Raw genomic sequence first — 12898 nt, forward strand, 5'->3', positions numbered from 1 at the left:
GAAAATAGAGCGGTGGGATAGAATGAAAAAGTTGTTGCAAAGGCAATCAGGAATGACTTTGGTAGAGGTCCTCTTAACATTGGTAATCTTCACAATCATTGTTGGGATGGCGTACGGAGTCGTAACAACGACGTCGTCTAGTAATGCTAAAAGTCAGGCACACGTTGACCTTAGACAAAAGGCAAATTTAATCATTACACAAATGCGGCAGCAACATCACAGTGAAATGTCATGCTATGAAGTAGATAGGGATTTATTACCAGACGATATATCGATTACTCAGCTAAATATTTCGGTGGTAGGGGAAGCTTGTGAGGATCAAATTGATCCTACCTATAATGTACATGTTGAATTTACATTACAGAATGAGATGAATCATTCATTTACCATTGATACGATTATTGAAAAAGCGAGAAGAGAGAAAGAATCAATACCTTTAGTGATTGAAAAACCTAGTTCAAATCCTTTTTATGATTATTTAGTAAACGAAAATGTATTTGTTTACGGAAGCGAGTTGATTTTCATGGGAAGTGAAATGCTAGGTAAGGATGCAACCATGCTCATAAAGGGTGGAGTTTCAGGTAATCAATTAGACGGAGGCGCGCGGTTAAATGTTTCAAACATTTACCTAGATGGCAGATTATCTATAGACGGTCAAAGTCCTGGGGGGAAAATGATCGGCTCATTTAATGACTCAGGAGATGTCATTGTGAATGGCAATTTAACACTATGGAACGGCTCACGTGATATTTATGGCGATGTATATGTGAATGGGAATTTCAGGTTGAAAGATGCAACGATACATGGAAATGTTTATGTAAATGGAAATGTAGAGCTTGGATGGCAGCCGTCATTTACAGGAAATGCTAGAGTTTATTATACAGGTACACTTACGTATCCTAATAATTATCATGATGCCATTTTAGCTAGAATGACCAAACAACCATCCGTACCAACCAAACAAGTTCCGGATTTACCAATACCACAGTTGAAGTCATCAGAATGGTTTCATAACAATGGCTATTCATCAACTATTAAGCCAAATGGGATGAGGTATTATGGAGGCAGTGTCAATATTCAGAGCAAGACCTATGATGGGTATGGATATGTTTCTAACTTTACGAATGCGGTTATCGTAAGTACAGGTGATATCACGGTAGGAGGTCCATCTTGGGTCAATAATATGACAGGAGTTCTACTAGCGCCAAATGGAAGAGTTACATTTAATGGTGCTAATTTCGAGGGGTTGATTATAGCCAGAGATGGGTTTCATGTGACAAGTGGTAGTACAAAAGTGACGTTCAAAAACATTGATCAATTTATTTCGAATGAAGCGCAATTTCCACTTTATGTCGATTAGTTGTTATAAAAAAAGCAAATCTCATCTTGAGATTTGCTTTTTCTTATTCTTCTATGGAAAGGGTAATGGTTCTCTCTGTTTCAATTGGATTTGAAGTATAATCATCGCTAGTAGTGGAATTTACTCTAAATTTAATTCGTATAGATTCATTTGTACCGCTTATTTCATAGATGTCAATGTTATAAGCAAAGCCTTCTGAGGAATCATGCATCTTTTTATGGAGCTCGGAGCCTAAAGCTACTTCATAGAATGATAGTTCATCTTCAAAAATATCAAGAAAAGTATTTAATATAAGTGTCGAATCAGCACCTGGGTTATCTTCAAACCATATAACTATTTTTTCTTGTGCAACCTTAGCGGAGTGGTCCAATGCTTTATCCATATAAAGATAAGCCATCTCCTCTAGTTTAAGCAATTGGTTATTTTCTTCAATTTTTTGAAATTGAAGGGAGTTGTTGAAAATATTTGTTATAATAATCGGTATGAATATTCCGATTAATGCGATTGTTAGAAGAACTAAGATGAGAGCATATCCATTTTGATTCGTAGTAACATTTTTCATTTTACTCTCCTAACTCTTTTTCCGAATCAAGATAACTAAAAAGCTCTGTTGTAGGATTCGAGTCACTGTAGTTTTTGTCTTCATCTGTAAAGATTTTCACATGAACTTGCCACAAATCTAAATCCCATTCGGTGGTTGATGTTGAAACTTTTACATGAGGATAATACACTTTGTTATTTATGGTTTGAGGTTCAAAGAGAAAAGGATAGATTTCCAAGTCTACTGGTAATTCTTCATGATCCTCCTTAAGTTCTTGCAAGTCCAATAGTAAATCCTCATCACTTTTTAATTCTGCTATCACTTTTTCAGCAATATTGACAGCCGTTAATTTATCTTCTGATTTAGAGGAGAACAGAACAGATTGGGAAAAAAAGCTTAGGAACGTCACAATGACAATGCTTATTAAAGCTAATGATACTAATAGTTCAATTAATGTTAAGCCTTTATCGTTAAGCGCGTTTCGGAGATTCTTCATAGGCTCACCTTCTAATTAGTTTGTTATCTATTGAAAAGTGTGGTGTTTGTTGATGAAACAGATTGTAAAAAAGCAAGGCGGTTTCGCTTTAGTTGAGGTACTCTTAACATTAGTGTTATTCATCATTATAATCACAATGGGTTACGGTGTCCTATCAACAACGATTTCTAGTAGTGATAAAAGTTATTCTTATACGAATCTTCGACAAGAAGCTAACCTAATTATTACTCAAGTAAGGGAAGAACATCAAGAGGGAGATGAAGAAAAATACATCCTTTGTTATGAAGATTTACTCGCAAATAATCAGTTAGATTTCTATGAGTTGAATGTACGCAATGTAAGTATGGACGAAGGTGAATGTGTAGAAATTCCTCGTGACGAACATTTAGCTGTTTCCTTCTTGCTTAATGATCAACACCAAAATTCGTATGAGATCGATACGGTGATTGAGAGAGGGGCTGGAGTTTCAGAGCTAGAAGTGTCCATCTTACAACCAAACCAAGAGGATTTCTCTGATTTCATTCGTGACCATAATATTTTCGTATATACGAATCATGTTAGAATTACAGGGGCTAACTCTTCTATAAAAGGAGAAGAGGCAACTGCAGTTGTCAATGAGAATTTTTCATCAAGTAACAGTGCCAATGCATCCTATATTGAAACAAAAGATATATACCTTTTCGGGAATATTGAGATGAAGAATTTCAGCTTTGGAAACCGTCTAGGGACGACGAGCACAGTGTATATTGATGGACATATTGATATCGGTAGCAACTCGAAAATTCATGGAAACCTCAAGCATACCGGAGATGAAAATGTCGACATCACAAAAGTCACGGGCACAATAGAACAAGTAGAAATTATTGACTTCCCTAAACTGGAAATGGCTGATCTTCAAGATCCTTCTTGGTATATACAACGTGATTATCAAACAAGTGGTCCGATAACTAATGGAACAAAATTTTACGGTGATGATATTAAAATTAATCATAGTGTTAGTGATGTAATCATTGTCAGTACAGGAGACATTGATTTATTAGGAGGAGCATCTGTTGCAGGTGTTTTATTTGCACCGAATGGAAAAGTGACTGTAAGAAGATCATTCACAGGTGTGATTATAGCTGAAACAGTAGAAGTGCTAGGAAATGCAGAAGTCACTTTTGAAATGCTATCAGAGGACAAGGAGTTTCCATTTTGATGGTGAAATAGAAGCAATAGGATGGAAAAGCTGATTTTTTGAATTTTTCCATCCTTCTTATTACCTTTAAAAGGAACCAAAGTGATTAGGAATAAAGTCTTTTCTTTTAAGGAAATGTTCTATATTATACAGTATATGAGATAAAATAAGCATGATTTTGTTACGATTACATTATTTCATTCATAAGGAGCTTTTATGATCTATTTATTTTTGCTATTGGGTACGATAATCCTTTATTTTATTCTGCCTTTATTGCCGTTACAGTTAACGAAAATGGCTAGAATGTTTGTAGCTCTAAACACGTTCGTATTAAGTTTGATTTACCAATTAGTAGCCGATGTGGCTTCTGTTTGGCTAGCTGCCTTATCTGTTGTCACGCTTTTATTACTTACGTCTTATCTTTTCTTTAATCGTCTCCAGGTAGCGGAACCCGTGCAAGAGAAATTGGGAGGGCAAAGAGAAAGTTCTCCAGATGAAAAGGAAAGTCTTGAAGTAACGTTACAAGAGTTTACCGAGATCGACGAGAAATCCTACGACAAGAGCCTTTTGGATAAACAAGATGTTGATGATTTCGAAGAAGAACAAATATCTGTAGAAAGTGTTAATCAATTTGATGAGATAAATGAAGAGCACTTAGAAGAGGTAAATACTTTAGAAGAGATAGAAACTGAAGAAAAGCAAGAACTTCAGTTGGATGAACAAGAAGATGAAACGGATCTAGAAGATGAATTTGCCTTTCTTGAAAAAAATCGATCCCAAAACGCAATCAACGATACTCAAGTCGAGCACCAAAATGGAGAAGAAACGATCCCTGACGTAGGCGATCGTACTAAAGTACTTGCAGAGTTAGATGAAGACGTCGTTCGAGAAGAAGATGATGTTGAAAAAGAGCAAGCTTATATTGAAAACAACTTGTTGAATGACCTTGATGAACTTGAAGAGTTGGACGAAATACCAGAAGTCGATCAAGACTTGATTGATTCTGAGACACTTTTTGAGCCATCAGATGCGAAAAATGCGGTAGAAGAAAGTCGAATAGAAAACAACTATGTCGAAGCTGTCGATTCAGACAAAGTAAAGAAAATCGATACATTTGATGAAGAAAACAACATAGATGATATGGCTCATCTAGATGAAGTAGAAACGAATGAACAGCAGGACACGCATGAAACACCTTCAGAAGCAGAGACTCAAGGGGAATCCAAGCTGTGGGAGAATGAAGAAAACCATGTTGAAGAAAATAACCTTCACTCAGCAGAAGAAATCGAACTGTTTGATGGTACGACTAATGAAGTTGAGGATGTTTTGGAAGATCTCATCCAAGAAGAGGAAGTCAAACCGCTTACAAACAAAAGAATGGAATCAACTATTCTCTCATTAGTTTTAGAAGAATTACAGCTATTGAAAAGAGCAAAAGGTCCCGAGACTTACGAACAAATTATTCAAAACAATTTAAAAAGCAATCTCCATGTGAGAGATCATTATTTATTTGCCTCTTTGTTACGAGATCATTATATTGAGCAATCAGAACAAGAAAAAGTAGTGAATCTTCTCGATGAATTAAGAGAACGCTATAAAGATCATCAGGTACTTTTGGCAGAAATTGATTATTATCTTTCTTTATACAAATAAAGCAAATAACAAAACATAAATAGGAAAAGAATGGGTGTTGAAGAATGAAAAAAAGTGTAGAAATTATTGGATTGCCGTTAATTAGTATTCAAGATGGACAAAAAGTAGGAACAGTTAAGACTTTGATTATCAATCCAGATGAAAAATCAATTGATTTTTTAACGGTACAAAATGAAAACTGGCAAGTAACGATGAAAGCTGTCCCTTTTAAGAAAATTATTGGTGTTGGCGATTACGCTGTTACAATTGAGCAGGAAAACAATATTATTGACATTACTGAAATTCCAATTGCAAACACATTAGTTAACCGCAATATTAAAATGATTGGAAATAAGGTTATGACAAGAAAAGGTGAGCTGTTAGACGAAGTGGTTGAATTTTATGTTGATGATGAGACGGGTAAGATCTCAGCAATTGAATTAGACAACGCGGAAAATACAGTTTTGCCATTTGAGTATGTTGTAACAATCGGAAAAGAAATGATTATTGTCCATGAAGATTGGAAAAACCACTTAACTAGTGAGCCAGAAGCTCCTCAACAATCAAACAATGAAGTAGAACCTGTTCAAGTTGAGGAAGCAGAAGACCATGATCTTGTAAAGCAAAAGCAGATGGATCTTTTAAAAGGGAAAAAAGCAACAGAGTCCATTTATGGATCTGATGGAGAGCTTCTTGTCAATGAAGGAGAAATTCTTACAGAAGAACTAATTGAAACGGTACAGGAAAATAGTCAAGCTGCATTTATTCAATTATCAATTAGCGTTGAATAACTTAAGGGGCGGTATAAATGGGTGTTAACAATACGAATCAACTATCCTATATTAAGACACTCATGCTTCTAGGTGTCAGTACATTAAGTGTACTACTTTTTTCTGTCAGCACGACTTCTGTTATCAATATTGCTGGTGGACAGACATATGAGGCTAATACAATGATTGCATCAACAAACATTGAAGGGCTATCTGAACAAGAAGCAATAAAACGGTTGGAGGAAGAAGTAAGTCGCTGGCAAGAAAATGCTCTTATTACTTTGGATTTTTATTGGGAAGAAGCGGTGTTACCAGTATCAATTTTTGAGTTTTTTGTTCCAGAATCCATAAGTGGGGTTGAGCAAGGTAGTCAACACTCATTGCATGTAGGAGTGAACGCTGCCTTGCTCAAAGAAGAAGTGGATGCCTTTCTTCATGCAGAAGACCTAATTGAATATGAGGAGCTTCAAAGAAGTTTAGTAGAGCAAGTTGCTCTACTCCCTCATCATCCAATCACAATCGACTTAAGATCATTTCGATTAGCAGCGACTGTCGAGGAGGTAGAAGTAGCTCGTGCTTCCTTGGAGGTTGCGAGTTTCAGTGAATTGGAGAATCTTATTGATGAGATAGATGGGTATGAACTGAATCCTAATCAATCTTTTTCTATGAACGAGGCTCTTGCGCACTTGAACTTGCCCACAAGAAATAATTATGCCATTTCAATTGTATCCTCAGCTATTTATCAAGCAATTGTCGAAACGAACTTTGAGATTGTTGATCGTTCAATCGGCCAATCAAAGCCTGTCTACACAAAAGTAGGTTTTGAAGCATATGTAGATGAACATCATGATTTTGTTGTGACGAATCCAAATCCTTTTCCTTATTCTATTAAACTACGAATTGAATCAAATACATTATATGCTTCTATCACTGGAGCACCTTTTACGTATACGTATGAGGTAGAGATAGACGATGAACGCACCCTTAAGCCAAGAACTATTTTACGCTACTCTCCTGATTTAGCTAGAGGAGCAACGAGAACGATAGAAAATGGTCGCGATGGATATTTTGCAAAAATATACCGGAAACAACTTGATGCAAATGGTGTCTTTATGGAACGTACCCTTTTAGCTGAAGACTTCTATCGTCCAGTTCATCGAATTGTTGAGAGAAGCTTGCACTATCAAGAGTCAAACTCGTCTTCAAATGGATTAACGAATGAAAATGAACAAAATGAGACATCTAATGAGAATGACACGAACTCAGACGAACGTACTTCAACGGATACAGATACAAGCAATGGAGCAAATTCAGGGCCAGATGAGACATTAAATGATAACGAGTCAGGTAACGGTTCGAACGAAAGAGAAGGAAATAACTCCGTCCCAAAAAAGGGAGAAGAGTAGAGGTGATACGAGATGGCAAAAATGAGGAAACGTTTAGGGGACTTACTAGTTGAATCAGGTCTGATAACGGTTGAGCAACTTGAACAAGCACTGAATGAGAAGACGGATAAGCAAAAGCTTGGAGATGCACTGCTTCAACAAGGTTTTATTACAGAACAACAGTTAATCGAAGTTCTTGAATTTCAATTAGGAATTCCTCACGTTAGTCTGTTTCGCTATCCCATTGATCCCAATGTCATAAAAATGGTCTCAAAGGAAATGGCAACTAGAAACTTCATCATGCCATTAAAAAGGGAAGGCGAGAAGTTACTCGTTGCAATGGCTGATCCAATGGATTATTACGCTATAGACGAGCTCCGTTTGTCGACTGGCTTCCAGATTGACGTTGCGATTGCAACAAAAGATGATATTATTCGTACAACTCATAAATACTATGACACAGTTGATGCAGTCGATGAGTTAATGGATGATCTAAATCCAGTTAGTGAGCAAGAACAAGAACAGGTAACGAATGAAGAGGCACCCATTGTCAAGCTTGTTAATCAATTGTTGCTTAGTGCTGTTCAACAACGAGCGAGTGATGTTCATTTTGATGCCCAAGAAACAAAAGTGATTATCCGATTCCGAATTGATGGTCTCTTAAAAACGGAACGTGTTTTGCCAAAACATATGCAAAATGTACTTGTTGCCCGAATTAAAATCATGGCGAATATCGATATTACAGAAACTCGCATTCCACAAGATGGACGAATCAAAGTGAACCTAGACTTTCACCCCGTTGACTTGCGTGTTTCTACGCTTCCAACGGTTTTTGGTGAAAAGGTTGTTATGCGTATTTTGGATCTAGGTGCATCGATTAATGATATTAATAAGCTTGGATTTAATAAGGTTCATTTGAACCGTTTTAATGAAATGATTGAAAAGCCGACGGGGATCGTGTTAATAACGGGCCCGACTGGATCCGGTAAATCATCTACGTTGTACGCTAGTTTAAACAGGTTAAATAAAGAAGAAGTCAATATAATTACTGTTGAAGATCCAGTAGAGTATCAACTAGAGGGCATCAACCAAATTCAAGTGAACACAAAAGTCGGGATGACGTTTGCAGCAGGATTAAGAGCCATTCTGAGGCAAGACCCTGACATTGTAATGGTTGGGGAAATCCGGGATACAGAAACAGCCGAAATTGCTGTTCGAGCTTCCTTAACAGGACATCTTGTATTAAGCACGGTTCATACGAACGATTCAGTTAGTACGGTAACTCGTTTAATCGATATGGGTCTTGAACCGTTTCTTGTAGCGTCTTCTTTAAGTGGGGTTGTAGCGCAACGCTTAGTTAGACGAATATGCCGTGATTGTCGCCAAGATGTTGCTCCAACTGAAAGAGAGAAACACATTTTTGCTAATCGTGGCATGAAAGTGACGAGCGTTAGTCGAGGCAAGGGCTGCCCAACGTGTAATATGACCGGATACAAAGGGCGTCTCGCTATTCATGAAATACTAGTTGTTGATGAGATGATGAAGAAGATGATTATGAACAATCGTTCGATTAATGACATAAAAGAGTATGCCGTTCAAGCGGGAACGATCTTTTTAATCGATGACGGGCTCTTGAAAGTAAAACAAGGTGTAACAACAACAGAAGAGATCCTACGTGTTGTAAGCGGAGATTAAAAGGGAAGGGGGAAGAGCATATGAAAGAGCGAATTGAACATTTACTTAAAGCTGCATGGAAACTGAAAGCATCAGATATACATTTGACAGTAGGTGTTCCGCCCATTTTTCGCATCAACGGTGAACTAAAGCGTTACGGAAAAGAAAAACTGCTTCCAAAAGATACAGAATCGATGACGATGGCCTTATTAACAGAAACGCAAAAAGATAGTTTAAAAGAAAAAGGCGAAGTCGACTTTTCGTATGGAATTCCTCAAGTTTCTCGTTTCCGAATTAATGCCTATTATCAACGCTCATGCCTAAGTCTTGCAATTCGAGTCATTCCAACAGAGATTCCGAGTTTACAATCACTGAATATGCCTTCTGTTTTGGAGAACATCGCTTCGCTTCACCAAGGTCTTGTTTTAGTAACGGGGCCAACGGGTAGTGGGAAATCAACGACACTTGCTGCGATTATTAACTATATGAATCATCATATGAGTCGCCATATTATTACACTCGAAGATCCAATTGAGTATTTACACAAACATCAAAAGAGCATCATTGATCAACGAGAAATTGGTTTTGACACAAATAATTTTGTCAACGGATTGCGTGCGTCGCTTAGGCAGGACCCAGATGTCATTTTAGTAGGGGAAATGCGAGATCTAGAAACAATTTCAACTGCCATTACAGCAGCTGAAACAGGTCATTTAGTGTTAGGAACATTACATACAACGAGTGGTCCATCAACAATTGACCGCATGATTGATGTATTCCCGCCCATTCAACAGGCACAAATCCGAATCCAACTAGCCACAGTATTGAAGGCTGTTATTTCTCAACGTTTGTTTGTGACGAGTGATCGGACAGGCAGGTGTGCGGCAACGGAAATACTCATTAACAATTCAGCTGTAGCAAATCTTATTCGCAATGAGAAAATTTATCAAATCCACAATGTGATGCAGACGAGCAAATCAAGTGGAATGCATACTTTGGAAATGTCCGTTAAAGAATTGCTAACGCAACAAAAAATAACAGCGGATGTGGCTGAGCCTTATTTACAAAAGGAGAACACGTAAATGGCACAGTACAAATATATCGGTCGTGATGTAACGGGCCGGATTAAAAAAGGGACGATTGTCGGCCAATCGAAACGAGAAGCTGCAGCTAAATTAAAAGAGCGTCGAATTGCTGTTCAGGAATTAGAAGAGACGAAAGCCACTGGTTTAAATAAAGAAATCACATTTGGGAATCCGGTTCGACTTCAAGATTTTTCTGTGTTTCTTCGGCAGTTTTCAACGTTGCTAAAAGCAGGTGTCTCGATTGTGGAATCAACGCAAATTCTTTCTAAACAAACGAGCAGCAAACATTTACGTAAAACACTTGAGTCAATTGAAGACGAGCTCCGCTCAGGCGTTCCGTTTTCAGAAGCAGCTGCCAAATACAAAAAAGTGTTTCCACCGATTGTTATTAACATGATCAAAGCAGGAGAGCTAAGTGGAACGATGGACGAAGCGCTTGATCGATTAGCTATTTATTATGAAAAGCAGCATAAAACAAGACAAAAAGTCATCTCGGCACTAGCTTATCCGGTTATTGTGGGAATTGTTGCGGTTGCGGTTGTTATCTTCCTATTAGTGTCGGTTGTTCCAACATTTGCGAACATGCTTACAGATTTGGGAGGAGAGCTTCCAGGCATTACCGTTTTTGTGATGAATGCAAGTGAATTTGTTCAAGGATTTTGGTGGTTGCTCATTTTATTCGTCATTGCGCTAATCATTGGACTACAAGTTTTGAAACAAAATCCTGATACTCGTTATTATTTAGATTATAGCTTGTTGCGAATGCCGATTTTTGGAAAGTTGTTTCAATTAGCAGCACTTGCAAGATTGACTCGAACCCTAAGCTCTCTTTTTTCAAGCTCGGTTCCGATTTTACAGGCAGTTGGAATTGTGGAAAAAGTGGTAGGAAATGAAGTCATCGCGAAAATCTTACGCACCTCTCGCCAGTCGTTAGAAAAAGGGGAAAGCTTAACGGCCCCTATGAGATCCTCTTGGGTCTTTCCTCCTCTAGTCATCCAGATGATCACAATAGGGGAAGAAACTGGGTCTCTTGACCTAATGCTCTCAAAAGTAGCTGATTTTTATGAAGATGAAGTAGAAAATATGACAGACCGCTTGAAGTCTTTAATAGAACCGCTTATGATCGTATTTTTGGCCGCAATTGTTGGTGTAATTGTCATTGCGATTATGGTTCCAATGTTTCAAATTTATAGCGAAATTTAGCACAAAGGATGTATTTATTTTTGTCGATAGGTAGTATAATAGGAGCAGGTTAGACGAAAGAGAAAGATTGTTGTCACAATTAATCCAAGTCATCATAATTCAAACTTTTCCGTACTCTTTTGAAACTACCTAACTATTAAAAAAATTCCAGAAAAAAAAGTGGGGAATGTAAAACATGTTAAAACGAATGAAAGCATTAAAAGATCAACGTGGTTTAACGTTGATTGAGTTGCTCGTTGTTATTGTCATTATTGGGATTATTGCAGGGATTGCAATTGTTGCGATTGGAAATATCATGGAAAACTCCAAACGAGACGCTCATATTGCAAATGCTCAACAAGTAGCAAATGCTGCTAGGTTGTATGTAACTTCTGAGAATCCTGCGTTGGCTAATCCAGTTACAATTAGAGTTAATGAGCATGCTTCAGAGGATTCTTTAGTTGGAGAAGGGTATCTTGAAACAGTATCGGACCCAAGTGGGACTATTTATGGTGATGCATCGCAAGTCGTAATTACTAGAACAAATGATGGTCTTACGTTCCAAGTTACACTAGCAAATGCACCTGAAAGTGGTAGTGCCCATACGTACTTAACTTCAGATGATCCTAACGCATTAGATCGTGATAATGTAACACTTCCTTAAATTAATTTCATTTTATGAAAGCTCTCCTCGTGAGAGCTTTCAGCTCATTTAAAAAGCGAGGGATTAATACATGGAACTAGTACACATAATTATATTCGCTATCTTCGGCCTCATTTTCGGCTCCTTCTTCAACGTCGTAGGCCTACGTATTCCAAAAAACGAGTCTATTCTAACACCAGGCTCACATTGCACCACTTGTGGCTATTCCTTACGTCCATTTGATCTAATTCCGATTCTTTCCTATCTATTTCTCCGCGGTCGTTGCCGTAAATGCAAGACGTCGGTTTCATTTCTGTATCCTTTTATTGAACTCTCAACTGCAGTGCTTTTTACGATCTCATTTTTAGCAGTGGGCTGGTCAAAGGAACTGCCTTTATTGTTGTTGTTTTGTTCGCTACTTATGATTATTCTCGTATCGGATCTGGTTTATATGATTATTCCTGATAAAGTGCTGCTCTTTTTTGGAGCAATCTTTATCATCTATCACGTTATCTTTCCATCCACTCCTTGGTGGGAGCCAATCGTTGGAGCAGTGGTCGGATTTACAGTATTGCTTCTTATTGCGATCGTGAGCAACGGTGGCATGGGTGGGGGAGACATTAAGCTGTTTGCTGTTTTAGGGTTTGTTCTCGGCTGGAAGCTCGTCCTACTGACACTTTTTATAGCTTCTTTAATAGGGGCGGTTGTGGGTGTTATCGGAATGTCACTAAAAAAAGTCAAACGAGGCGAGCCAATTCCATTCGGCCCGTTTATCGTCATCGGAGCCCTTACCAGTATTTTCATTGGTGAATCTCTACTATCCTGGTATATGAATCAGTTATAATAAAAAAGTCTCTTAGCATAAAGACTACTGCTATGAATATCATTTTTCCTCTAAGTGTAATGAAGCGCAAGCCACTCGACTCCTGCGGGAAATAGAGGTAGGGGTGAGA

Annotated in this window: 12 protein-coding genes; 10 read left to right on the plus strand and 2 right to left on the minus strand. The window is 37.9% G+C overall.

Annotated features, from left to right (window positions below; genetic code table 11):
* The first annotated feature begins 22 nt into the window (after positions 1 to 22).
* Positions 23 to 1360, plus strand: coding sequence for a prepilin-type N-terminal cleavage/methylation domain-containing protein (locus JCM9140_RS15370; RefSeq protein ID WP_034748409.1), 1338 nt, complete (start codon positions 23 to 25; stop codon positions 1358 to 1360).
* Positions 1361 to 1403: 43 nt separating this feature from the next.
* Here the strand turns inward: JCM9140_RS15370 and JCM9140_RS15375 are convergent, their stop codons facing one another.
* Positions 1404 to 1922 carry a hypothetical protein gene (locus tag JCM9140_RS15375; protein WP_034748412.1) on the minus strand — a complete coding sequence of 173 codons (519 nt, stop codon included), beginning with the start codon at positions 1920 to 1922 and terminating at the stop codon, positions 1404 to 1406.
* A gap of 1 nt (position 1923) precedes the next feature.
* Positions 1924 to 2397: a type IV pilus modification PilV family protein gene (locus JCM9140_RS15380; protein ID WP_034748415.1), complete on the minus strand. Its 474-nt coding sequence runs from the start codon at positions 2395 to 2397 to the stop codon at positions 1924 to 1926.
* A 52-nt stretch (positions 2398 to 2449) separates the two neighbouring features.
* Here JCM9140_RS15380 and JCM9140_RS15385 point away from each other — a divergent pair, with 52 nt between their 5' ends.
* The 9 genes from JCM9140_RS15385 (at position 2450) to JCM9140_RS15425 (ending at position 12789) form a co-directional block, all read left to right on the plus strand.
* Complete coding sequence (locus JCM9140_RS15385) at positions 2450 to 3595, plus strand: hypothetical protein (protein ID WP_034748418.1); 1146 nt, start codon at positions 2450 to 2452, stop codon at positions 3593 to 3595.
* Positions 3596 to 3790: 195 nt separating this feature from the next.
* Positions 3791 to 5227, plus strand: coding sequence for a hypothetical protein (locus JCM9140_RS15390; protein ID WP_034748421.1), 1437 nt, complete (start codon positions 3791 to 3793; stop codon positions 5225 to 5227).
* A 44-nt stretch (positions 5228 to 5271) separates the two neighbouring features.
* Positions 5272 to 5997 (plus strand): PRC-barrel domain-containing protein, encoded by a 726-nt coding sequence (locus JCM9140_RS15395; protein ID WP_034748424.1) that lies wholly within the window; start codon positions 5272 to 5274, stop codon positions 5995 to 5997.
* A gap of 17 nt (positions 5998 to 6014) precedes the next feature.
* The gene (locus JCM9140_RS15400; RefSeq protein ID WP_034748427.1) at positions 6015 to 7382 is read left to right on the plus strand and encodes a VanW family protein; all 1368 of its coding nucleotides are present in this window, start codon (positions 6015 to 6017) and stop codon (positions 7380 to 7382) included.
* Positions 7383 to 7394: 12 nt separating this feature from the next.
* Positions 7395 to 9056, plus strand: coding sequence for a GspE/PulE family protein (locus JCM9140_RS15405; protein ID WP_034748430.1), 1662 nt, complete (start codon positions 7395 to 7397; stop codon positions 9054 to 9056).
* 20 nt (positions 9057 to 9076) lie between these two features.
* Entirely contained in the window at positions 9077 to 10117 is a 1041-nt protein-coding gene (locus JCM9140_RS15410) for a type IV pilus twitching motility protein PilT (protein ID WP_034748434.1), read from the plus strand.
* A complete protein-coding gene (locus JCM9140_RS15415) occupies positions 10118 to 11323 on the plus strand; it encodes a type II secretion system F family protein (protein ID WP_034748437.1) in 1206 nt (401 codons plus the stop codon).
* Between the two features lie 175 nt (positions 11324 to 11498).
* Positions 11499 to 11966, plus strand: coding sequence for a prepilin-type N-terminal cleavage/methylation domain-containing protein (locus JCM9140_RS15420; RefSeq protein ID WP_034748440.1), 468 nt, complete (start codon positions 11499 to 11501; stop codon positions 11964 to 11966).
* 70 nt (positions 11967 to 12036) lie between these two features.
* Positions 12037 to 12789 carry a prepilin peptidase gene (locus tag JCM9140_RS15425; RefSeq protein ID WP_034748443.1) on the plus strand — a complete coding sequence of 251 codons (753 nt, stop codon included), beginning with the start codon at positions 12037 to 12039 and terminating at the stop codon, positions 12787 to 12789.
* Positions 12790 to 12898 lie beyond the last annotated feature (109 nt).

It is taken from the genome of Halalkalibacter wakoensis JCM 9140, from assembly GCF_000513095.1.
In the GTDB taxonomy this organism is placed as follows: domain Bacteria; phylum Bacillota; class Bacilli; order Bacillales; family Bacillaceae_D; genus Halalkalibacter; species Halalkalibacter wakoensis.